The following is a 21,971-nucleotide window of genomic DNA, read 5'->3' as shown; positions in this document are numbered from 1 at the left end:
CCTCCTCAACCGCGGCCCCTGGAAGCTCAGCGGCGGCGAGGCGACGGTGAACGCCACGGGCTGGAACGCCGCCGGCGGCTACAACGTGGTCTGGGCTCGGGCCCTATGGCCCCTATGACCGACCGCTCCATCTCGTCGCGCCCCCGCGGGTCCACGACCGTGGCCCAGCCGGTGTGGGCGAGCAGCAGCCGGCGCTGGCGGGCCATGGAGACCATGGTCACATCGGCGACCCGCGCGGGGCCGCCGGAGAGGAACGCCGCCTCGTACAGGGTCAGATCACGCTCCCCGTCCGTCGTCGTGTCACGCGCGTCCGCGGCTGCCGAGCGGACGGCCGCCAGGCACAGCCGGGTACAGGCCGTACCGGCGAAAGCCCAGGCCAGGAGCAGGAGAAGGACCCAGAACATGACGTGTTTCTATGCCAGGGGACTGGGCGGGCGCCATGGCCATTTCACGATCCGGACGGAGTGTTGCCGGTCTGTGACGTTCCGCTTTTCGGGCTGGTCAGGGGCTGCTCGTGACCGGCGGCGGGCTGCTGGTGGCGGGCGGGAGCGAGACGGTCTCGCCGGGCGAGGTCTGCTCCTGCGAGGTCTGCTCCTGCGATGTCTGTTCCTGCGGCGTCCGGCCCTCCGACGGCTCGACCGGTACGGCCGCGCTCGGATCGACCTCCGGCGGGGTCGGCACCGGGGAGGCGGAGGCCGCGAGATCCTCGGCCAGTGCGGCGAAGTCGACGTACCCGGTCGCCTCCAGGACCTTGATGTGGTCCAGGACCGTGGCGTTGGCGTCGTCGGCGAGATCACGGACCAGCGAGTTCTGCGTGCCGGCCCGGATCTGCGCGACCAGGGAGAACACCCGGCCGTGCGCGAGCCTCAGCAGGCCGGCGAACTGGCGGTCGAAGTCCTGGCCCTGCGCCGTGTCCAGAGTGGAGAGCCACTGCTTCTGCTGCTCGTTCGGGTCGTTGGGCAGGGCGATGCCGAGCTGGATGGCGACCGTCCGGACGTGCGCGTCGAGGGAGGTGTGGCCGTCGACGAGATGCCGTCCGGCCGTGCGGACGGCGGGCGTGGTCCCCTTGCGCTGCGCCAGCTCACCGGCGGGCAGCTCCCAGAGCCCGGCCAGCCGCACCTTGGTGACGAAGTCCCGGTCCTGCGCGGACAGCGGGCCGTACGGCGTCGTCACCGTCCGCGCGCTGAGCACGCTCGCGCTCGCCGGATCGTCCTGCCGGTCGGCGTACGACCACAGCGGGACGAGCAGCGCGACGACCGTCGCCGCCAGGGCGACGACGATGAGCCCGGTGCCGCTGAATATGCCTCGGCCGTTGATCGGGGGTCGCGGTCGCGGTCGCATGGTGCCTCCTGCACCGCACGCCGGGTGTGCTGGGGGCGGGTGCGGGGTTGGCATATTACTGGGGGCCTCGCAGAGCCCGCGGGGGCGGGTGCGCCGCTGTCAGACGCGGCGTCGCAGCACCCGCTCCACGAGCCCCCGCTTCCGCGGTGCCGGTCCCGAGCGGTGCAGCCACCAGTCCCGCAGCTCGCGCCGCGCCCCCGCGTCCTCCGGCCGCCCCAGCTTCAGCAGGTGTCCGGCGAAGTCCAGCGCGTCCAGCCGGTACCCCCCGCGCATCGGACGCTGCCGCGCGTACTCCAGGAACGCCTCCCGGTACCCCGCCCCCAGAATCACGGGAAGCTCGGGCGCCACCTTCGCCACGACCCCCGCCCGCTTCGCCGCGAGGGCCCGCGCCTGCACCCCCATCCGCACCCGGTCGAACCCCTCGGGCACCGGCGTCCCCGCCACCAGGGACGACAACACGGCCGTCTGCGCCACCCCGACGCGCTCCCGCACGCCCGCCACCGGCCGGGTCAGGACCCCCACACCGCCGGTCCGCGCACCCGGAAGGGCCGGCAGCCGCGCCGTACCCGCCACCGCACGCTCCGCCGCGCGCCCGGCCGCCACCGCTGCCCGGATCGCGTCCAGCTCCCGTTCCAGCTCCGCCGGGCCGGGGAAGTTCTCGTCCCGCTCCAGGAGCACGCCCGGCGGAGCGACCCGGGCGGCGAGATCGGTCAGGATGCCGAGGACCGGACGCGGCACGGGGTGCGCGTGGCTGTCGTGCCACACGCCGTCGCGCTCGAAGCCGCCCGCGACATGGACGTAGGCGATCGCCTCCAGGGGCAGCGCGGCCAGCGCCTCGGCCGGGTCCTCGCCCCGGTTGACGTGGTTGGTGTGCAGGTTGGCCACGTCGATCAGCAGGCGTACGCCGGTCCGTTCGACCAGCTCGGACAGGAACTGGCCCTCGGTCAGCTCCTCGCCCGGCCAGGAGAACAGCGCGGCGATGTTCTCCAGGGCCAGCGGCACCGGGAGCGCGTCCTGCGCGATGCGGACGTTCTCGCACAGCACGTCCAGCGCGTCCCGGGTGCGCGGCACGGGCAGCAGATGGCCGGCCTCCAGGCGCGGCGAGGCGGTGAGCGCACCGCCCGCCCGGACGAAGGCGATGTGCTCGGTGACCAGCGGCGACCCGAGCGCCTCCGCCCGCTCGGCGAGCGCCGTCAGCCGCCCCTCGTCGGGCCGGTCCGCGCCTCCGAGACCGAGGGAGACGCCGTGCGGGACCACCGTCACACCGCGCTCGCGCAGCCGCAGCAGCGACTCGGGCAGGTGCCCGGGGCAGACGTTCTCCGCCACGACCTCCACCCAGTCGATGCCGGGCATCCCCTCCACGGCCTCCGCGATCTCCGGCCGCCATCCGATCCCGGTCCCCAGTCGCCGCATGCTGCCTCCCCCTCCTCGGCCCGTGCCACTGCGTCGAGTGACGGGGATATGGCCCCGGCGACCGCCGACGAACCCCCTGCTGTCGCGTTCAGAGCAACATTTGAGGTTGCGGCCGCCCGGCCCTCGGCGGCGCGGCGACCGCGACGGTGAGCAGGGGGTGCGGCTTCCGGCGGGCCCGCGGGACAGGGGTGCGGTCGCCCCGTTCCCCGGTCAGCGCAAGGCCGGGTGTTCCGCCACCACCGTGCAGGAGCCCGGGGCGATCTCCGTGAAACCGGCGTCGCGGACCACGGGCAGGCCGCCGGCGGTCAAGCGGGGCCAGTCGGCCGGGGTGGCCGTGCGGACGGAGAGGGGGAAGCCGGCGTCGCGCCAGGCGGTGCGGGCCGTGTCCGGCAGGGCCCACCAGGCCAGCTGGGCGCCGTGGCCGGCCTGGGCCATCGCCTTGCCGGCCGACATCTCCAGGTCCGGGTTGAGCCAGAGCACGGGCCGGTCGGCCGGGTCGGCCGGAGCGGGGGGTTCCGGGTCGTCCAGCTCGGTGCCGGACACCTGGAGCCTGGCCAGGTCCTTCGGCCAGCCGTCCAGCGGGACCGGCGGGAAGACCCGGACCTCCGCGGACGCGCCGTTCACCGTGATGCCGGGCAGCGCCTCGGCGCGCCGCCACTCGGCGCCCCGGGCCCGCCGGACCACCTTGCGGATCCGGGCGTCCTCCCAGCCGCGTACCGCCTCGGCCCACTCCCCGTCGCCGTGCGCCCGCTCGTCGCCGAGCAGGGTCAGGACGGCACGGGCGGCCGTCTCCAGCGCGTCGGTACGGGCCGGCGGGGCACCCCGCTCGATCCGCACCACCAGCGGCAGGACGAACTGGGGCGCCTCGTCGCGCGCGTCGCGCGCGGGCTGGGCGGGGCTGTCGGTGGTAGGGGAGGGAACCTGGCTCACGGGAGCCCAGCCTACGTGTTCGTGGCCGGTCCGCCTCCGCCGGTCAGCCCGAGCAGGCCGTGCGCTGTGCCTCCTGCCATTCGCAGACGGGGCACAGCGTGATGCCCTTGTACGACTCCGGGTACTCCGTCGGTTTCCGGCACAGCACGCACTCCGCGTACGGCGGTCCGTCGGCCTTGGCCGGCTTCACCGCGTCGGCGATCGTGCAGTAGTCCTCGTCGCTCATGCCCTCAGCGTAGGACGGTCAGCGGTGCGCGTCGCTCTGCCCGATCAGCTCGGAGACCTTCACGAACCGGTAGCCGCGCTCGCGCAGCTCCGGTACGACCGTGCGGACCACCCGCTCGGTCGTCGGGGCGGCGCTGCGGGTGCAGTGCATGACGACCACCGAGCCCGGCTTCACCCCGTCGAGGACCTGCTTGACCACCGCGTCGGCGTCCGTGGCGAACGCGTCCCCGCTGACCACGTCCCACTGCACGGCGGTCACCCCGAGGCCGCTCAGCGCGCGCAGCGCCCGCTGGTCGTAACAGCCCCCGGGGAAGCGGAAGTACGGCATCGCGTGCGGCACGCCGGCCGCGCGCAGGGAGGCGTACGCCCGCTGCACGTCCGCCCGCATCCCGTCGGCGTCGACCGTCGGCAGGCCGTAGCAGTCGGCGGTGAACGCGTAGTGGCTCCAGGAGTGGTTGGCCACCTCGAACTGCGGGTCGTGGCCCAGGGCGCGGGCCTCGGCCGGGTACTGGTCGGCCCACCGGCCGGTCATGAAGACGGTCGCCGGCACCTTCAGCGTGCGCAGGGCGTTGATCAGGCCCGGGTTGTCGAAGTGCTCGCCGGAGGCCGCGCGGGGCCCCTCGTCGGCGGTCATGTCGGCGTCGAAGGTCAGCGCGACGGTCTTGCCCCGGGTGCGCGAGCCGTGCTCGAAGACCGGGGTCAGCCCGCCGGGGCCCGGTGCGAGCACGGGCGGACGGGTGGAGGAGGGGGGCGCGGAGACGCGGGAGGCGGCCGGGGCGGGCCGCTCACCGCCCGCGGTGCCGCAGGCGGTGAGCGCCGCGCCCAGGAGGCAGACGGCGGTGAGATGACGTGCTCGTGGGATCACCGTACGAACGTAGGACTGAATGTCTGCTTGTATGCCGATATGTTCCGTGGCGCGGCGGTACGGTCACCCGCGCGGCGGCGACTGCTCCCCTCCGGGATCGGTCGGAGGAAGGTCCAGTGCGCGTCGCTCCAGGGGTGTGACCGCCGGCCCCTGGAGCACCCTGCCGTCCACGTCGAAGCGCGAGCCGTGGCAGGGGCACTCCCAGGCGCGTTCCGCCCGGTTGAACGAGACCAGGCAGCCGAGGTGGGTGCAGCGGGCCGAGACGGCGTGCAGGACGCCCTCGTCGTCTCGGTGGACCGCGAGCCGTTCGCTGCCGGAGCGGACCAGCGCGCCGTCGCCCGGGGCCAGGTCGTCCACCGGCACCGGCGGTTTCAGCCGGTCGCCGACGAAGTGCCGGGCGACCTCGACCTGGGTCTTCAGCAGCGAGGGCGCCTCGCGCACCACCGACTTCAGCCGGCGCGGGTCGTACAGCTCCTGCCAGGCGCGGTCCCGGCCGGTGATCAGGGCGCCCAGCAGCAGCCCGGCCATGATGCCGCTGCTCAGACCCCAGCCGCCGAAGCCCGTGGCGACATAGGCGTGCCGGGCGCCGGGGTGGAGGGGGCCGACCAGCGGGACGGTGTCGGTGGACTCGTTGTCCTGCGTGGCCCAGGCATGGTCCAGCCGCACCCCGGGGAAGTGCACCTCGGCCCAGCCGGCGAGCCGCTCGAACCCCGCCTGCGGATCGCCGGTGCCGGGCGTGAAGTGTTCACCGGTGACGACCAGCAGCCGCTGCCCGTCCGGGCCGTACGGCGCCGTGCGCACCGAGCGGGTGTTCTCGTCCGGCGTGATGTACATCCCGTGGGGGTCCGGCCCGTCGCCCAGCGGCCCCGCGACGACCAGTTCCCGGCGCGGGGAGAGCCGGGTGAACAGCAGGGCGCGGTCGAACACCGGATAGTGCGTGCCGACCACGACGTCCCGGGCCGTCACCGTCGCGCCCGCCTCCGTCGTCAGCCGGCACGGTTCGCCCTCCGTCAGACCGGTGACCCGCGTCCGCTCGTACACCTCGCCGCCGCGCGCGAGCAGATCCGCGGTGACCGCCCGCAGGTACTTGACCGGGTGGAACTGGGCCTGCCCCGTCACCCGCACCGCGCCCGCCACCGGGAACGGCAGCCCGGTCTCCGTCGTGAACACGGCCGGCAGCCCCGCCTCCCTGGCGGCCTCCGCCTCCGCGCGCACCTCGTCCACCCGCGACCGGTCCCGGACGTAGGTGTAGGCGTCCCTGGTCTCCCACTCGCAGTCGACACCCAGCTCGGCCGCCAGCGCCGCAGCGTGCTCGATCGCCTCCGACTGCGAACGGGCGTACAGCCGCGCCCCCTGCGCTCCCCGGGTGCGCCGGAGCCGGTCGTAGACCAGGGTGTGCTGGGCCGTCAGCTTGGCGGTGGTGTAGCCGGTGACGCCGGCCGCGACCCGCCCGGCCTCCAGCACCGCCACCCGCCGCCCGGCCCGGGCCAGCTCGTAGGCGGTGCTCAGCCCGGCGATGCCCCCGCCGATGACGGCCACGTCCACGTCGAGATCCCCGTCCAGGGCGGGATGGGACGGCCCCGGGGCGGTCCGCAGCCAGTACGAATCGGTGACCTTCCGCTGCTCGTGCATGCCCGCCGGGTACCCCGGCCGCCCCCGCTCACGTCCGCATCGGGCGGCGCGTCCGTCTGCCTGCTCGTGCCGCGGTCCGGCCCGGTCAGGGGCCGGCTGCCGGGGGAGTCCCGCTCCGGTCGACGTCTTCTCGCCACGGTGCGGCCGGCCCCGTTCACGGCTGTTTCAGCAGTCGCTCCCGGCACTCCGCCACGTCGAAGTCCGCCTCCGGGTACCGCGGGTCCAGCTCCCGCAGCCGCTCCAGCAGCAGCCGGCTGATGGCCCAGTTGCGGTACCACTTGCGGTCCGCCGGGACCAGGTACCAGGGCGCGTACGGCGCCGCGCAGCGCTCCAGGGCCAGCTCGTACGCCCTCTGGTAGTCGGGCCACAGGGCGCGCTCGTCGATGTCGCCGGGATCGAACTTCCAGTGCTTGTCGGGGCGGTCCAGGCGGCGCAGCAGACGGCGCCGCTGCTCGTCGTAGGAGAGGTGCAGGAAGCACTTGACGAGGGTGACGCCGTCCTCGGCGAGGGAGCGCTCGAAGTCGTTGATCAGGCCGTAGCGGCTGCCGATCTCGGCCGGCCGGGCGAGATGCCGGACCCGGGCGATGAGCACGTCCTCGTAGTGCGAGCGGTCGAAGATGCCGATCTCGCCCGGCTCGGGCAGCGCCCGCCGCACCCGCCACAGGAAGTCGTGCCGCCGCTCCTCCTCGGTGGGCGCCTTGAACGCCGTGATCCGGCACCCCGACGGGTTGAGCTGGCCGATCACGTGCTTGACCGTGCCGCCCTTGCCGCTGGTGTCCATGCCCTGGAGCACCAGCAGCACCCGGCGGTGGTCGCCCGCGGTGGCCGCCGCCCACAGCCGTTCCTGCAGCCGGGCCAGTTGCCTGCCCATGCGGTCCGCGTCCGCCCGCGCCGCCGGTTTGCCGTCGGGGGCGCCCGGGGTGGCCCGGGCGTCGTACCGGGACAGGTCGACCCGCTCGCCCGGTGGCAGCCGCAGCAGTTCCTGGAGCTTCCTGGCCGGCTTGTTCCGCACACGCGCTCCTTCCGCCGGGGCCGGGTGTCCCGGTGTGCCCGTCAGCCGGGATGCGGTCCGCCGTCGGTGTGCGCCGCGGGCTCCCGGTCCTGCTCCTCCTTCTCCGGCTTCTCCGGCCTCTCCGGCTTCTCCGTCAGCGAGGGCTGCGCGCCCCGCTCCAGGAAGTGCAGCAGCTCCACCGGGATGGGCAGGACCAGCGTCGAGTTCTTCTCGGCCGCCACCGCCATCACCGTCTGCAGCAGCCGCAGCTGGAGCGCGGCCGGTGTCCCCGACATCTGCTGGGCGGCCTCGGCGAGCTTCTTGGACGCCTGCAGTTCCGCGTCGGCGTTGATGATCCGGGCCCGGCGCTCGCGGTCCGCCTCGGCCTGGCGGGCCATCGACCGCTTCATCGTGTCCGGCAGCGACACGTCCTTGATCTCGACCCGGTCGACCTGGATGCCCCAGCCCACCGCCGGACTGTCGATCATCAGCTCCAGGCCCTGGTTGAGCTTCTCGCGGTTGGACAGCAGGTCGTCCAGGTCGCTCTTGCCGATGATCGACCTGAGGGACGTCTGCGCCATCTGCGACACCGCGAACTTGTAGTCCTCGACCTTCACCAGGGCGCTCGTCGCGTCGACCACCCGGAAGTAGACCACCGCGTCCACCCGGACGGTGACGTTGTCGCGGGTGATGCCCTCCTGTGCCGGGATCGGCAGGGTCACGATCTGCATGTTGACCTTCGGCAGCCGGTCCACGAAGGGGATGATCAGGTTCAGGCCCGGCGACCGCACCTCCCCGGTGACCCGGCCGAGCCGGAACAGCACACCGCGCTCGTACTGCTTGATCACCCGCGCCGCCATCGCCAGGTACACCACACCGGCGGAACCCAGCGCCGCCAGGGTCACCACAAGGTCCTCGACCATGGTGACCTCCTCACCCAGAGGCCGGTTTGTCTGCTGTTGCCACGATAGGCCCGTGGGGCCGGGATGCCGAGAGGTCCCGGCGTCCCGGCCCCACGGGCGGGCGTCACGCGGCCATGAGCAGCTTCACGGGCTCCGTGCCCGCCGCGCTGTGCCGCGCGGCCCAGTTCTCCAGGGCCGTACGGCAGGCGTGGTCCAGGTGGTGCAGCCCGGACAGGTCGAGCCGGACCGGGCGGTCCTGGGGCAGCGACTCCAGGCTGTCGAGGATCTTCGGCAGCCGCAGGAAGGTGGCGTTCCCGGCCAGGTGCGCCTCGATCGGGCCCGCTCCCTTGTCCACGATCTCCAGCTTGACGTGCGAGGCCTCCCAGGCGGTCTTCACCACCGCCAGCGCGAGGCCGATGAGCACGCCCTCGAACATGCTGACCGCCACGATGGAGACGGCCGTGGTGGTGAGGACCAGCGCCTCCCCGCGGTGCTCGCGCCACAGCACGGTCAGGGCGCGGAGCGGGATCAGCTTCGCGCCCGCGTGGATCAGGATGCCCGCGAGGGCCGGGATCGGGATGTAGGCCAGCACCTCGGGCAGCAGCGCCGCGAAGAGCAGCAGCCAGACGCCGTGCATGACCCGGGAGGCCTTCGTCCGGGCACCGGCCTGCACATTGGCCGCGCTGCGCACGATCACCGCCGTCATCGGCAGCGCGCCGAGCACCCCGCACACCATGTTGCCGGTGCCCTGGGCGACGAGTTCCTTGTTGTACTGGGTGCGCGGACCGGAGTGCAGCCGGTCCACGGCCGCCGCGCTGAACAGCGACTCGGCGGAGGCGATCAGGGTGAAGGCGACGACCGTCCCCAGCAGCCCCACGCCGGCCAGCTCGCCGAACGCGCTGAGCGGCGGTGGCTGGATCGAGCCGAGCAGTCCCTGCACCTCGACGGTGGCCACCGGCAGGTCCAGCGCGAACGCGGCCAGCGTGGCGAGCCCGACCGCGGCGAGCGGGCCGGGCACCGCCCGCACCTTCGCCGGGGTGTGCTTCCACAGCAGCAGCACCGCGACCGTGCCCGCCGCCACCGCCAGCGAGGCCAGGGCGCCGGTGTCGCCGAGCGCGTCCAGGAACGCGCCGGGCACCCCGGCGATCTTGCCCAGGCCGGAGTCGGGTGCCTTCGCCGCCAGCGCCGGGTACACCTGCCCGGCGATGATGACCAGGCCGATTCCGGCCAGCATGCCCTCGACGACGGAGACCGAGATGGCGCGGAAGTAACGGCCCAGCCGCATCAGGCCCATGGCCACCTGGAGCATGCCGGCCACGAGCACGATCACGCCGAGTGCGGGCAGCCCGAACTCCTTGACCGCCTCGAAGACGAGCACGGTCATGCCGGCCGCCGGTCCCGACACCTGGAGGCTGCTGCCGCGCATCAGCCCGGTGACGATGCCGCCCACGATGCCGGTGACCAGGCCGAGTTCGGCGGGCACCCCGGAGGCGACGGCCACGCCCACGCACAGCGGCAGCGCGACCAGGAAGACCACCAGGGACGCGGCGAAGTCCTGCCGCAGATGGGGGAAACGGGATATGAGGGTGCGGTTGTCGGTCATCGGCGCGCTCACAGGGCCTCGAAGGTGTCGGTCTGCGGGCGGTGCGTCCGTACGGCGCCGGTGTGCACCTCGTAGTACCAGGCGTGCAGGGCCAGCTGATCCTCCTTCACCCGGCGTTCGACGCAGGGGTACGAGCGCAGTCGCAGGAGCTGGGTCAGTACATGGCTCTGCACGCCCTCGGCGACCTCCGGGTCCTCGGCCGCGACGGCCGGGCGCGGGGTGGCGGACGCCAGCCAGTCGCGCACGGCCGGTACGGCGGTCAGGTCGTCACCGCGCACCAGCGCGCCGACGGCGCCGCAGTGCGAGTGGCCGCAGACCACGATGTCGCGGACGCCGAGCACCTCCACGGCGTACTCGATGGTGGCCGCCTCGCTGGTGGGGTGCTCGGAGGCGTAGGGCGGGACGATGTTGCCCGCGGTGCGCAGCTCGAACAGCTCGCCGGGGCGGGCGCCCGTGATCAGGGCCGGCACGACCCTGGAGTCGGAGCAGGTGATGAACAGCACCTGCGGGGACTGGCCTGCGGCGAGTTTGGCGAACTCCTCAGGGCGCTGTCCGAACGTACGGGCGTTGTCGATGAGGGGCTGCATGTGTGTGGGTTCCTCCTGGCGCGCCTGCCCGGCGCGTCGGACTTGAACGACGGTTGTGGGGGGAGAGCCGCGTGTCCGTCAGCAGCGGAAGACCTGGAGCGCTGCCGGGGTGTGGGCTCTGGACGCTCTCGCAGGGGGGTGGTGCGCTCCGGCGGAGGGCTCCGGCGGTCCCGCCGCGGCCGTCCGGCCGGATATCAGGGCGTGTTCCTGGGCGCAGCCGGAGGCCGGGCCGCGCTGCCGGTCGCGGACGTGTGGGAGGCCCATGGGGTCGCCCGGGCAGCCGGGGGCGCGGACCTTGTCCGTCGCCCCTTCGCGCGCCGGCGGTGCGGAGGGGGTGCTTCCGGTCTCGGCCTTGGCCAGTGCCTGACCGAACGTGTGCGCGGGTGCGAATGATCCCGCGGGAGTGAAGAGCTGGAAGGCGAGCAGTGTCACGCCGAGGAGGGTGAGCAGTGTTCTGGCGGTCGTACCTCGGAACATGAGCCCCCCTCCGCCGCGTTCGCGTTTCTTGTCCAGACCAAAGGTTGGTCAATGGATGGTCAAGAAACACGTTAACCCGGCAAAGACCTTTGCAGGGTTAACTGCGCGTTACGCGCACAAGAGAGCGTGAAAAGTGCGGGTGGCGTGGCGTGATCCCGCCCTTGACCCGCAGGTGTTGATCGACTATCAGGCGGCCGGGGGTCTGGGGTCTTTCGTAACGAGAGGCCCTAGGCGCCGAGCAGCCCCTCCGCGTCCCGCGCCAGCGCGGTGAGCCGGGATATCGCGCGGAAGTACTTCTTGCGGTAGCCGCCGTTCAGCATCTCCTCGCTGAACAGGCGGTCGAACGGCAGCCCCGAGGCCAGCACCGGGACCTCGCGGTCGTAGAGCCGGTCCGCGAGCACCACCAGGCGCAGCGCCGTCGACTGGTCCGGAACCGGCTTCACACCGGTCAGGCACACCGCCCGCACCCCGTCGGTCAGCGCGCCGTAGCGGCTCGGGTGCACCTTCGCCAGGTGCTCCAGCAGATGCGCGAAGTCGTCCAGCGAGGCGCCCTCGGTGCCGAACGCGGTCTTCGTGACCTCCTCGTCGGAGAAGGGCGCCGGGGCCTCGGGCAGGCCGCGGTGACGGTAGTCCTCGCCGTCGATGCGCAGGGTGCGGAAGTGGGCCGACAGGCCCTGGATCTCGCGCAGGAAGTCGGCGGCGGCGAACCGGCCCTCGCCCAGCTTTCCGGGCAGCGTGTTGGAGGTGGCGGCGAGCGCCACGCCCGCCTCGACCAGCTTGCCGAGCAGTGTCGAGACCAGGACCGTGTCGCCGGGGTCGTCCAGCTCGAACTCGTCGATGCACAGCAGCCGGTGCTCGGAGAGCGTCCGCACCGTCTGCTGGAAGCCGAGCGCGCCGACCAGGTTCGTCAGTTCGACGAAGGTGCCGAACGCCTTGCGGGACGGATCGGCCGGGGTGGCGTGCCACAGGGAGGCGAGCAGGTGGGTCTTGCCGACGCCGTACCCGCCGTCCAGGTACACCCCGCGCGGGCCGGCCGGGGCCTTGGGCGCCTTGGCCCGGCCGAAGCCGAACAGGCCGCGCCTGCCCGCGCCGGAGGCGTGCGCTCCGCCGAGCCCGGCCGCGAAGCCCTCCAGGACCCGGACGGCCTCGGTCTGGCTCGGCTGGTTCGGGTCCGGGATGTACGTGGCGAAGCGGACCGAGTCGAAGCGCGGCGGCGGCACCATCTCGGCGACCAGCCGCTCCGCGGGCACGTGCGGCTCGCGGGCGCACAGGGACAGGGGGCCGGCTTCCGGCAACGGACTGGAACCGGGGGCGGCGGTGGAGGACGACACAGTTGTCCATGCTAAGCGCCGTGTCACACTGCACGGCATGCGACGCCTGTTCCCTGTGACCGAAGAAACAGCAGCCCAGGCCCCCGCGAGGGGCGCCGAGACCGCCGGCCGGGGGCCGGCGGGGGAGGCGGACGCGGCAGGTCGGGGCGGTGCCGCGGGGGCCGCCGTCGGCGCGGACCGGGAGTGGAGCCTCGCCGAGCTGGCCGCCGCGTACGCCTACCCGGAGCCCGCGCCGGGCGCCCCGCGGCCGTGGCTGCGGGCCAACATGGTCTCCTCGCTCGACGGAGCCGCCCAGCACGAGGGCCGCTCGCAGCCCATCTCCAGCGCCGCCGACATGCGGATCTTCGGCACGCTGCGGGCGCTCGCGGACGTCGTCGTGGTCGGTGCGGAGACGGTGCGGCAGGAGGGGTACCGTCCCGCCCGCGTGCGGGACGAGTTCGCCGCGGTCCGCGAGGCCGCCGGACAGACCCCGGTCCCGGCGATCGCGGTCGTCACCGCGAGCCTGGAGCTGGACTTCACGCTGCCGCTGTTCACCTCTCCGCTGGTGCCCACGCTGATCCTCACCGGTGCCGCCGCCGCGCCCGACCGGATCGCCGCCGCCGAGCGGGCCGGCGCCCAGGTGGTGATCGCCGGCGAGGGCATGGGCGTCGAGCCCGCCCGCGCGGTCCAGGCCCTGGCCGGGCTCGGCCACACCCGGCTGCTCACCGAGGGCGGGCCCCGGCTGCTCGGCCAGCTGATCGCCGCGGAGGTGCTGGACGAGCTGTGCCTGACCGTCTCGCCGACGCTCACCGCCGGGAACGCGCAGCGGATCGCCGGGGGGCCGTCGGTGGCCGTGCCGCACCGGTTCGCTCTCGTGTCCCTGCTGGAGCAGGACGGATTTCTGTTCGGTCGTTACTGTCGGTCCTGACGTCACCGTTGGTGCTGACGTCACTGTCAGTCCTGATATAGGCGGAATCGACTATTCCGGTTAGCTTCCGGCGGGCAGACTCTGCCCGGCAGTACCCGTGCGATCACGGGGAAGGATGGTTTCCGCACGGGCCCTGCCGGGCCCTCCGAGGAGAAGAGGCGCCTGGTGTTCACAAGCGTTCTGATGATCGAGAAGGCCCTGACGTCCGCCGACGTGGAGTTCGTCACCACCTTGCACGGGGACGAGCCCGTCTCCTTCCACGTCCTGCTCCAGCCGCGCGGTGAGCAGGCGGACCGGCTGCTGCGGGCCATCGACGACATCGCGCTCGGCGAACTCGACGAGGCGGTGCGCGAAAGAGAGACGCCGGAGGGCCAGGAGGCCCGGAGCGTGGGACAGCAGGCCCTCGACGTGTCGCTCCAGGCCCTGCGTTCCGCGGGGAGCCGGGCGGAGGGGCGGCTGGTCGAGGACCACCCGCTGGACGCGCTGAAGTCGCTGGTGGCCGAGGTGGGCGCCGACGAGGTGATCGTCCTGACCGACCCGCACTACGTGGAGGAGTTCTTCCACCGGGACTGGGCCTCCCGGGCCCGGCACAAGGTCGGGGTGCCGGTGCTGAAGCTGTTCTCCCACAGCAAGGCCTAGCCGCTCCGCCGCGCAGGCCGGTGGGCGCCGTTCGGGTCGCGGTGCGTTCGCGGGGCGCGGGTGCGTGCGAGGCGCCCGGTGCCCGAGCGCATAGGCTAGGCCTGCTCTAGCCCGTACCGTCTCTGGGGAGAAACGCATGGCACCCGGCCTTCCTGACGCCATGGACCGACCGCACTTCATCGGCATCGGCGGCGCCGGGATGTCGGGGATCGCCAAGATCCTGGCCCAGCGCGGGGCCGCGGTGGCCGGCAGCGACGCCAAGGAGTCGGCGACGGCCGAGGCGCTGCGCGCGCTGGGCGCGACCGTGCACATCGGGCACGCCGCCGAGCACCTCGCCGACGACGCCAGCTGCGTCGTCGTGTCGTCGGCGATCCGGAAGGACAACCCCGAGCTGGTCCGCGCCGCCGAGCTGGGCATCCCCGTGGTGCACCGCTCCGACGCGCTGGCCGCGCTGATGGAGGGGCTGCGGCCGATCGCCGTGGCCGGTACGCACGGCAAGACGACCACCACCTCCATGCTGGCGGTCTCGCTCACCGAGCTGGGCCTGAAGCCGTCGTACGCCATCGGCGGCGATCTGGACGCGCCCGGTTCCAACGCGCTGCACGGCGAAGGCGACATCTTCGTCGCCGAGGCCGACGAGTCGGACCGCAGCTTCCACAAGTACGCGCCCGAGGTCGCCATCGTCCTCAACGTCGAGCTGGACCACCACGCCAACTACGCCTCGATCGAGGAGATCCACGAGTCCTTCGAGACCTTCGTGGGCCGGATCACCGAGGGCGGCACGCTGGTCGTCTCCGCCGACCACGAGGGCGCCCGCGAGCTGACCCGGCGGGTGCGGGGCCGGGACGTGCGGGTCGTGACCTACGGCGAGGCGGCCGACGCCGACGTCCGTGTCCTCGCGGTCGTCCCGCAGGGGCTGAAGAGCCAGGTCACCGTGGTGCTGGACGGCCAGGAGCTGACCTTCGGGGTGTCCGTGCCGGGCCGGCACTACGCCCTCAACGCGGTCGCCGCGCTCGCCGCCGGCGCCGCCCTCGGCATCCCGGCCGCGCAGCTGGCGCCCGCGCTCGCGGCCTACACCGGCGTCAAGCGGCGCCTCCAGCTCAAGGGCGAGGCGGCCGGCGTCCAGGTGATCGACTCCTACGCCCACCACCCGACCGAGATGACCGCCGACCTGGAGGCCATGCGCGCCGCCGCCGGTGACGCGCGGATCCTCGTCGTCTTCCAGCCGCACCTGTTCTCCCGCACCCAGGAGCTGGGCAAGGAGATGGGGCAGGCGCTGGCCCTCGCCGACGCCTCCCTGGTCCTCGACATCTACCCGGCCCGCGAGGACCCGATCCCCGGCGTCACCAGCGAGCTGATCATCGACGCCGCGCGCGCGGCCGGTGCCGACGTCACCGCGGTGTCCGACAAGGCGGAGATTCCCGCGGCGGTCGCGGGAATGGCGAAGCCCGGTGATCTCGTTCTCACCATGGGCGCGGGCGACGTGACCGACCTGGGCCCGCTGATCCTGGACCGCCTGTCGCAGTAAAGGGGCTGAGAACTGATGTCGTACGACGTCGAGAAGCCGGACGAGCAGTGGCGTGCGGAGCTGACCCCCGCCGAATACGCCGTGCTGCGCCAGGCCGCCACCGAGCCGGCCTTCACCGGTGAGTACACGGACACCAAGACCAAGGGCGTCTACTCCTGTCGGGCCTGTGGCGCCGAGCTGTTCACCTCCGACACCAAGTTCGAGTCGCACTGCGGCTGGCCGTCGTTCTACGACCCGAAGGACACCGACGCCGTCGAACTGGTCGAGGACCGCTCGCACGGCATGGTCCGCACCGAGGTGCGCTGCGCCCGCTGCGGTTCCCACCTCGGGCACGTCTTCGAGGGCGAGGGTTACCCGACCCCGACCGACCAGCGGTACTGCATCAACTCCATCTCCCTGCGGCTGGAGCCCCAGGAGGGCTGAGGCCCCCGCTGCGGTACCGCCGGGGCGGCCGGGGCCGGTGCTCGGGTCGCCCCGGTTTGAGATCCTGTGAGGGTGTTGGGTGTGGCGCGGTGGATGCGGTCCCGTCGCAGGCCCCTGTCCGTCGAGCGAGCCCGCCGCCGCGACGGCGGCGGCCCCGGCGAGGGCGAGCGGGCTCCGCGGGCCGAGGCGCGGCTGGCCGATCTGCGGGAGACCCTGGCCGGGATCGGCACGACCCTCGACGCGGCCACCACCCACACCGAGCTGACCCGGGCCGCCGTACGGCTGGCCGGGGGAGCCGCCGCCGTGCTGTGCCGCACCCCGGACACCGACTCCGGGTACGACGCGGTCACCGGGGACGCCGGGCTGCTGCCCGATGTCCGGTGGGCCGCCGCGGCGGCCCGCGAGGCGCGCGTCCCGGCCGTCGGCGCCTCGCCGGAGCCCTGGCTGGAGTACGCGGGCACCACCCGCGGCACCGGCCTGTGCGCCCCGCTGACCAGCGGGGACGAGGTGTACGGCGTCCTGGTCTGGGCGCGCCCCGGGGGGCCGCTGCGGCGGGCCGAGGCCGAACTGCTCGCCCTGCTCGCCGAGCGCGCCGCCTCCCACCTGCGGCACGCCCGCGTCCACGAGCAGGTCAGCCGTACCGCCGGTGATCTCCAGCGCGCGCTGCTCGCCGAGCCCGGCCGGCCGCACCCCAACCTGGACGTGGCGATCCGCTATCTGCCGGTGGGCCTGAGCACCCTGGTGGGCGGCGACTGGTGCGAGACCGTCCGGCTGCACTTCGGCCGGACCCTGCTGGTCGTCGGTGACGTCATGGGGCACGGCCTGGAGTCCGCCGTCGACATGAGCGCCTACCGGTCCTCCCTGCGCTACATCGCCTCCTCCGACCTCCCCCCGCACCGGGTGCTGCGGCAGATGGACGACATCGCCTCCGGGGAGGGCGAGCGCAGGCCCGCGACGTGTCTGCTCGCCCGCGTCGACCCCGGCCGGGGCCAGGTCACGCTCGCCAGCGCCGGCCATCTGCCGCCCGCGCTGATCGACCCGGACGGCTCGACCAGCCTGCTGCCCGTGCCGGTCGGGCCGCCGCTGGGCACCGGGCTCGGCGGGTACGAGTCGGCCACGCACCGGCTCGCGCCCGGCCAGACGCTCGTGGCGTTCACCGACGGGCTCGTGGAACGCCGCGGCGAGGACATCGACCGCTCCCTGGCCCGGCTGGCCGCCCTGCGCTTCACCGCCGGTGACGCCCTCGACGCGGTCCTGGACACCATCCTCAGCCGCCTGGACGCCCGCCACGCCGAGGACGACGTCGCGATCCTGGCGGCGCGCCCGCACACGAGACAGGGAGGCTCGGCGACGGTGGGGGCGGGGAGTGCGCGAGCGGCGGCCGGCTGACCTCGTCGCAGGGGGGGCGGCCACGACTCGGTCGCCGCTGGCCCAGCGTCAAGCCGGTGGCCGCAAGAACGGTGAACACGTGCAGGCGGCGCGGCAGAGGCAACTGACCGCACAGCAACGCCAGTTGCTCACCGTGATCCTCAAGTGGCGGCGCGTCACCCGTGGTAGTGGGAGGTCCCCGTGACGTGATGCCCCGGTTCCACCGGCGGCCCGCCCGCGCGCGGAGCGAACGCGCTCCCGCCAAAGTGCTGAAACACTGGCGGTCTAGACTCTCCCCGCATCAGCCCAGGAACGGTCGCCCGAAGGGTACGCGGCGTTTTGATACGGATAGATTCAGTCACGAAGCGGTATCCCGACGGCACGGTCGCGGTCGACCGGCTGTCGTTGGACATACCGGACCGCGCGATCACCGTCCTCGTCGGGCCCTCGGGCTGTGGCAAGACGACGACCCTGCGGATGATCAACCGGATGGTGGAGCCCAGCGAGGGCAGCATCCTCCTCGACGGCCAGGACATCCGGCAGCAGCCGGTCAACACCCTGCGCCGGTCGATGGGCTACGTCATCCAGAACGCCGGGCTCTTCCAGCACCGCACCATCCTCGACAACATCGCCACCGTGCCCCGCCTGCTCGGCTGGACCAAGCAGAAGGCACGGGCCCGGGGCGCCGAGCTGATGGAACGCGTGGGCCTCGACTCCGCGCTGGCCAAGCGGTACCCGTACCAGCTCTCCGGCGGCCAGCAGCAGCGCGTCGGCGTGGCCCGCGCCCTCGCCGCCGACCCGCCGGTGCTGCTGATGGACGAGCCGTTCTCCGCGGTCGACCCCGTCGTCCGCAAGGGACTCCAGGACGAACTCCTGCGCATCCAGGACGAGCTGGGCAAGACCATCGTCTTCGTCACCCACGACATCGACGAGGCGATCAAGCTGGGAACCAAGGTCGCCGTGCTGCGCACCGGCGGCCGGCTCGCCCAGTTCGCCCCGCCCGCCGAACTGCTCAGCGCGCCCGCCGACCCCTTCGTGGAGGACTTCCTCGGCGCCGACCGCGGCATCCGCCGGCTCTCCTTCTTCCCGTCCGCGGGACTGGAGTTGGAGACCGCACCCATCGTCCCGATCGACGCCGACGCCGGCAAGCTCGCCGCCCGCGCCGCCACGGCCCCCTATCTCCTCGTCACCGACCTCGACGGCAGGCCGCTCGGCTGGAGCGAACCGGACCGGCTCACCGCCGGCGCCATCGACCGGGAGCAACTCCTCGACCACGGCCGGCCGTTCGTGCCGGACACCGACTCGCTGCGCACCGCGCTCGACGGGGCCGTGCTCTCGCCGACCGGCTGGGCCGTCGCGGTGGACGGCGAGGGACGCGCGGTCGGCGTCGTCTCCCAGCAGGCCATCGGCGAGGCGATCCGCGCCGCCCACAGCGCGGTGGCGGAGCACGCCGACGCGAAGGCCGGGCGATGAGCGGCTTCTTCGACCTCCCGAGCGACCTCCAGCACAGCTACCTCGGCCTCATCGGGCTGCATCTGCGCGAGGCCCTGCTGCCGGTGCTGGCCGGACTGCTCGTCTCCCTGCCGATCGCCCAGCTGTGCGTGCGGTTCCGCTGGATCTACCCGCCCGTCCTCGGCATCACCACCGTCCTCTACGCCATCCCCTCGCTCGCCTTCTTCGTCGTCCTCATCGACTACTTCGGGCAGAGCGAGACCACGGTGATGATCCCGCTCGCCCTCTACAGCCTGGTGGTGCTCGTCCCGGCCATCGTGGACGGCGTCCGGTCGGTGCCGCCGGAGACCCTGGCCGCCGCGCAGGCCATGGGCTTCGGGGCCGTACGCCGGTACTTCCAGGTCCAGTTGCCCATCGCCGTACCCGCGATCATCGCCGGCCTGCGGGTGGCCACCGTCTCCAGCATCTCGCTGGTCAGCGTCGGCATGCTCATCGGCAACCAGGGCGCCCTCGGCAACATGCTGTACGACGCCCAGACCTACCACCGGCCCGCACTGGCCGTGAACTCCGTCCTGACCATCGCGGTGCTGGGCATCCTCGCGGACGCCGTCCTCGTCCTCGTCCGCCTCCTCCTCACCCCCTGGATGCCGCGGAAGGGTGCCGCCCGGTGAACGTCCTGAACTTCGCGCACGCCTTCTTCAGCGACAGCGCCCACTGGCACGGCTACGACGGCATCCCCACCCGCTTCACCGAGCACATCAAGTACTCCGTCGAAGCCCTGCTGATCGCCGCCGCGATCGGGCTGCCGGTCGGCCTGCTCACCGGCCACACCGGGCGCGGCGGCAACGCCCTCGCGCTCGTCGCCACCGCCGGCCGCGCGCTGCCCAGCTTCGGCCTGCTGGTGCTGATGTTCATCTGGATCGGCTTCGGCCTGCTGCCGGTGATGATCCCGCTCGTCGTGCTCGCCGTACCGCCGATCCTGGTCACCACCTACGAGGCGGTCCGCTCCGTCGATCCCTCCCCGGTGGACGCGGCCCGGGGCATGGGGATGCCCGAGGCGCGCGTGCTGCTCCAGGTGGAGGTGCCGGTCGCGCTCCCGCTGATCCTCAGCGGCCTGCGCACGGCGGCCATCCAGATCGTCTCCACCGCCACCATCGCCGCCTACGTCAGCCTGGGCGGCCTCGGCCGGTACATCATCGACGGCCTCTACCAGAAGAACTACGAGAAGGTCGTCGGCGGCGCCACGCTCGTCGCCGGCCTCGCCCTCGCGACCCTCGCCGTGTTCTGGGCGGCGTCCCGGCTCACGGTGTCGCCGGGGGTGCGCCGCGCCACCTGACGGTCACCGCTCGGTGCGGGCCAGCGCGATGTCGAGTACGACGAGCAGCGCGTCCCGCACCGAGCCCCGCTCCCGGGCGTCGAACACCACGACCGGCACCCCGTCGGAGACGTCCAGTGCCCAGCGGACGTCCTCCAGGGAGTGCTCCACCCGGCCGTCGAAGGCGTTCACCGCGACGGCGAACGGGATGCCCTTGTGCTCGAAGTAGTCGACGGCCGCGTAGCAGTCGTCCAGCCGGCGGGTGTCGACGATGACGAGCCCGCCGACCGCGCCCTCCACGATGTCGTCCCACATGAACCCGAACCGCTCCTGCCCGGGCGTGCCGAACAGGTACAGCTTCAACGTCGGGTCGATGGTGATGCAGCCGAAGTCCATCGCGACGGTCGTCGTGGTCTTGCGCGGGGTGTGCGTCAGGTCGTCCACGCCGGCCGCCACCTCGGTGATCGACGCCTCGGTGGTCAGCGGCTCGATCTCCGATATCGCGCCGACGGCCGTGGTCTTGCCCACGCCGAAGCCGCCCGCGATCACCATCTTCACCGGCAGCGGCGGCCGTACCGCCGCCGGCGCGGCCGGGCCCCGGGCCAGGAGCGGTTCAGTCGGTGTCACTCGGTACCCCTCGGGAGTCGGGGATGGCCCGCAGGCCATCGATAACCCTGCGCAGGACGGACGCGTCGTGGGTGGCCTCGGCGTCCGGCACGTACACCGCCAACTGGCCCGCCTCGCGCAGGTCTTCGGCCAGGACGCGGACCACGTTGAGATGCAGCCGCAGCCGGGCCGCGAGTTCCGCGAGGGACTGCGGCAGCCGGCAGGCGGCGACGATGTCGTGCTGCTCGAAGGAGAGCCGGCCGAGCGCGTCGAGACCGTCCGCGGTGGACACCACCTGGGTCTCCACGGGCAGCGCCCGGCCGGAGGCGGCGTCCGCGACCCGGCCTGCGGTGACCAGGTACGGCCGTACGGCGGGGACGGGGCCGACCGGGTCCGGGCCCGGGGGCGGAATGCCGTCCGCCATGCCGTCCGCCATGGGAACCTTCTCCTCCTCAGCGGGCCGCCGCCGAGCCCACGCTGTTCTTCAGCTCCAGTACGAGCTGCGGGCTCAGCGCGGCACCGGCGCGGTTGGCGAACAGCGTCATCTCGTAGGCGATGTTGCCGAGCTTCGCCTCCTTGTCGGTGACGACGCCGAGCACGGCGCCGCTGCCGATCGCGGAGACGATGACGTGGCCGCCCTCCAGATCGATGATGACCTTGTTCAGTCCGCCGAGGCCGTAGTTGCCGGAGGCGCCCGCGGCCAGGCTGGTGATGCCGGACACGATCGCCGCGAGCCGCTCGGAGTCGGCGTGCTCGCGCAGCTGTGACACCGCGATCAGCAGGCCGTCGGAGGACACGGCGATGGCGTCGACGACGCCGGCGGTCTCGGTCGCGAAGCGGTTCAGCAGCCACGTGAAGTCGGCCGCGGCTGCCTGCAGGTCGGTCGGCGTGGTGCCGCCCGTCGGGCTGTCACCTGTCGACGTGCTCACTGCTCGGCTCCTTCCGGAAGGTGGTTCGGGTCGTGCGGCGGGGTGGTCGGGGGTGTGGGGGTGGTGGTGTCCGCGGGCGTGGGGTGCGTGGGGGCGGGGTGCGGTGGGGGGTCGGCGGCCGGGGTGTCGTCGGCGCGGGGCGGGGCGGCATCCGGGTGGGACGAGCGCGTGACCGCGCCGGTGCTGTCCGGGCGGGCCCGGTGCGATGCCGTGGTCACGTCGTCCGGGCGCGTCGCCGTGCCGCTCTCCTGAGGAGCCGTACCGATGCTCACCGGGCGGGCGAAGGAGCCCGTGTCGCTGTCCCGTCGGGCGCGTTCGACCGCGTCCTCGAACTCCTCCAGCGCGCTGCGGACGGCCTCCGCGTCCAGCGGTCCCACGGTCTCCGGCACCGCCGGGGCGGCACCGGCGGTGCGTGATCTTCCCCTCGGTCTGCTCCCACAGCTCGGGGCCGGTCGAGTGATAGTGCGAGAGCGGGTTGTTGGGGTTGGAGTACTGGTCGGGCTTCCA

25 protein-coding genes are annotated in these 21,971 nt (G+C 73.3%); 8 read left to right on the top strand and 17 right to left on the bottom strand.

Annotation, left to right across the window (positions count from 1 at the left end):
• Positions 1 to 26 precede the first annotated feature (26 nt).
• From ABZV94_RS31435 to zapE, 13 genes are all read right to left on the bottom strand, one after another.
• Positions 27 to 404, bottom strand: coding sequence for a TIGR04222 domain-containing membrane protein (locus tag ABZV94_RS31435; protein WP_356346377.1), 378 nt, complete (start codon positions 402 to 404; stop codon positions 27 to 29).
• 97 nt (positions 405 to 501) lie between these two features.
• Complete coding sequence (locus ABZV94_RS31430) at positions 502 to 1,341, bottom strand: DUF4142 domain-containing protein (protein WP_356346375.1); 840 nt, start codon at positions 1,339 to 1,341, stop codon at positions 502 to 504.
• A gap of 99 nt (positions 1,342 to 1,440) precedes the next feature.
• Positions 1,441 to 2,754 (bottom strand): DUF692 domain-containing protein, encoded by a 1,314-nt coding sequence (locus tag ABZV94_RS31425; RefSeq protein WP_356346374.1) that lies wholly within the window; start codon positions 2,752 to 2,754, stop codon positions 1,441 to 1,443.
• 210 nt (positions 2,755 to 2,964) lie between these two features.
• The gene (locus ABZV94_RS31420; RefSeq protein WP_356346372.1) at positions 2,965 to 3,684 is read right to left on the bottom strand and encodes an aminoacyl-tRNA hydrolase; all 720 of its coding nucleotides are present in this window, start codon (positions 3,682 to 3,684) and stop codon (positions 2,965 to 2,967) included.
• Positions 3,685 to 3,727: 43 nt separating this feature from the next.
• The gene (locus tag ABZV94_RS31415) at positions 3,728 to 3,910 is read right to left on the bottom strand and encodes a hypothetical protein (protein WP_356346370.1); all 183 of its coding nucleotides are present in this window, start codon (positions 3,908 to 3,910) and stop codon (positions 3,728 to 3,730) included.
• Between the two features lie 18 nt (positions 3,911 to 3,928).
• A complete protein-coding gene (locus tag ABZV94_RS31410) occupies positions 3,929 to 4,774 on the bottom strand; it encodes a polysaccharide deacetylase family protein (RefSeq protein WP_356346368.1) in 846 nt (281 codons plus the stop codon).
• A gap of 63 nt (positions 4,775 to 4,837) precedes the next feature.
• Positions 4,838 to 6,406, bottom strand: a complete 1,569-nt coding sequence (locus ABZV94_RS31405; RefSeq protein ID WP_356346365.1) for an FAD-dependent oxidoreductase — start codon at positions 6,404 to 6,406, stop codon at positions 4,838 to 4,840.
• A gap of 154 nt (positions 6,407 to 6,560) precedes the next feature.
• A complete protein-coding gene (locus tag ABZV94_RS31400; RefSeq protein ID WP_356346363.1) occupies positions 6,561 to 7,418 on the bottom strand; it encodes a PPK2 family polyphosphate kinase in 858 nt (285 codons plus the stop codon).
• Between the two features lie 41 nt (positions 7,419 to 7,459).
• Entirely contained in the window at positions 7,460 to 8,320 is an 861-nt protein-coding gene (locus ABZV94_RS31395) for a slipin family protein (RefSeq protein WP_356346361.1), read from the bottom strand.
• A gap of 103 nt (positions 8,321 to 8,423) precedes the next feature.
• Positions 8,424 to 9,902, bottom strand: a complete 1,479-nt coding sequence (locus ABZV94_RS31390; protein ID WP_356346359.1) for a SulP family inorganic anion transporter — start codon at positions 9,900 to 9,902, stop codon at positions 8,424 to 8,426.
• Between the two features lie 8 nt (positions 9,903 to 9,910).
• Positions 9,911 to 10,489 (bottom strand): carbonic anhydrase, encoded by a 579-nt coding sequence (locus ABZV94_RS31385; RefSeq protein WP_356346357.1) that lies wholly within the window; start codon positions 10,487 to 10,489, stop codon positions 9,911 to 9,913.
• Positions 10,490 to 10,567: 78 nt separating this feature from the next.
• Complete coding sequence (locus tag ABZV94_RS31380) at positions 10,568 to 10,966, bottom strand: hypothetical protein (protein WP_356346355.1); 399 nt, start codon at positions 10,964 to 10,966, stop codon at positions 10,568 to 10,570.
• A 227-nt stretch (positions 10,967 to 11,193) separates the two neighbouring features.
• Positions 11,194 to 12,297 carry a cell division protein ZapE gene (gene zapE, locus ABZV94_RS31375; RefSeq protein WP_356346352.1) on the bottom strand — a complete coding sequence of 368 codons (1,104 nt, stop codon included), beginning with the start codon at positions 12,295 to 12,297 and terminating at the stop codon, positions 11,194 to 11,196.
• Between the two features lie 37 nt (positions 12,298 to 12,334).
• On the opposite strand from zapE, the gene ABZV94_RS31370 reads away from it, so the two are divergent.
• From ABZV94_RS31370 to ABZV94_RS31335, 8 genes are all read left to right on the top strand, one after another.
• A complete protein-coding gene (locus ABZV94_RS31370) occupies positions 12,335 to 13,204 on the top strand; it encodes a pyrimidine reductase family protein (protein ID WP_356346350.1) in 870 nt (289 codons plus the stop codon).
• Positions 13,205 to 13,369: 165 nt separating this feature from the next.
• On the top strand, positions 13,370 to 13,843 hold the full coding sequence (locus ABZV94_RS31365) for an indole-3-glycerol phosphate synthase (RefSeq protein ID WP_356346347.1): 474 nt from the start codon (positions 13,370 to 13,372) through the stop codon (positions 13,841 to 13,843).
• 136 nt (positions 13,844 to 13,979) lie between these two features.
• Complete coding sequence (gene murC, locus ABZV94_RS31360) at positions 13,980 to 15,371, top strand: UDP-N-acetylmuramate--L-alanine ligase (protein ID WP_356346346.1); 1,392 nt, start codon at positions 13,980 to 13,982, stop codon at positions 15,369 to 15,371.
• 15 nt (positions 15,372 to 15,386) lie between these two features.
• Positions 15,387 to 15,794: a peptide-methionine (R)-S-oxide reductase MsrB gene (gene msrB, locus ABZV94_RS31355; RefSeq protein ID WP_356346344.1), complete on the top strand. Its 408-nt coding sequence runs from the start codon at positions 15,387 to 15,389 to the stop codon at positions 15,792 to 15,794.
• An 81-nt stretch (positions 15,795 to 15,875) separates the two neighbouring features.
• Positions 15,876 to 17,183 (top strand): PP2C family protein-serine/threonine phosphatase, encoded by a 1,308-nt coding sequence (locus ABZV94_RS31350; protein ID WP_356346342.1) that lies wholly within the window; start codon positions 15,876 to 15,878, stop codon positions 17,181 to 17,183.
• Positions 17,184 to 17,501: 318 nt separating this feature from the next.
• The gene (locus tag ABZV94_RS31345; RefSeq protein ID WP_356346340.1) at positions 17,502 to 18,635 is read left to right on the top strand and encodes an ABC transporter ATP-binding protein; all 1,134 of its coding nucleotides are present in this window, start codon (positions 17,502 to 17,504) and stop codon (positions 18,633 to 18,635) included.
• A complete protein-coding gene (locus ABZV94_RS31340) occupies positions 18,632 to 19,285 on the top strand; it encodes an ABC transporter permease subunit (protein ID WP_103811593.1) in 654 nt (217 codons plus the stop codon). Before ABZV94_RS31345 ends, ABZV94_RS31340 begins: the two co-directional genes overlap by 4 nt.
• Complete coding sequence (locus tag ABZV94_RS31335; protein WP_356346338.1) at positions 19,282 to 19,950, top strand: ABC transporter permease; 669 nt, start codon at positions 19,282 to 19,284, stop codon at positions 19,948 to 19,950. Before ABZV94_RS31340 ends, ABZV94_RS31335 begins: the two co-directional genes overlap by 4 nt.
• Positions 19,951 to 19,953: 3 nt before the next feature.
• Here ABZV94_RS31335 and ABZV94_RS31330 read toward each other — a convergent pair whose 3' ends face one another.
• Genes ABZV94_RS31330 through ABZV94_RS31315 form a run of 4 tightly spaced genes read right to left on the bottom strand, consistent with a single transcriptional unit; the run spans position 19,954 to position 21,853 of the window.
• Positions 19,954 to 20,556 carry an ATP/GTP-binding protein gene (locus ABZV94_RS31330; RefSeq protein WP_356346336.1) on the bottom strand — a complete coding sequence of 201 codons (603 nt, stop codon included), beginning with the start codon at positions 20,554 to 20,556 and terminating at the stop codon, positions 19,954 to 19,956.
• Positions 20,543 to 20,959 (bottom strand): DUF742 domain-containing protein, encoded by a 417-nt coding sequence (locus tag ABZV94_RS31325; RefSeq protein WP_175252445.1) that lies wholly within the window; start codon positions 20,957 to 20,959, stop codon positions 20,543 to 20,545. Before ABZV94_RS31325 ends, ABZV94_RS31330 begins: the two co-directional genes overlap by 14 nt.
• A gap of 28 nt (positions 20,960 to 20,987) precedes the next feature.
• A complete protein-coding gene (locus ABZV94_RS31320) occupies positions 20,988 to 21,464 on the bottom strand; it encodes a roadblock/LC7 domain-containing protein (RefSeq protein WP_356346334.1) in 477 nt (158 codons plus the stop codon).
• Positions 21,461 to 21,853 (bottom strand): hypothetical protein, encoded by a 393-nt coding sequence (locus tag ABZV94_RS31315; protein ID WP_356346331.1) that lies wholly within the window; start codon positions 21,851 to 21,853, stop codon positions 21,461 to 21,463. Before ABZV94_RS31315 ends, ABZV94_RS31320 begins: the two co-directional genes overlap by 4 nt.
• Positions 21,854 to 21,971: the final 118 nt, after the last annotated feature.

The sequence above is a fragment of the Streptomyces sp. NPDC004658 genome, from assembly GCF_040609555.1.
GTDB lineage: Bacteria > Actinomycetota > Actinomycetes > Streptomycetales > Streptomycetaceae > Streptomyces.
Note: the sequence above shows the minus strand (reverse complement) of the source record. Positions and strands in the feature narration are given on the sequence as shown.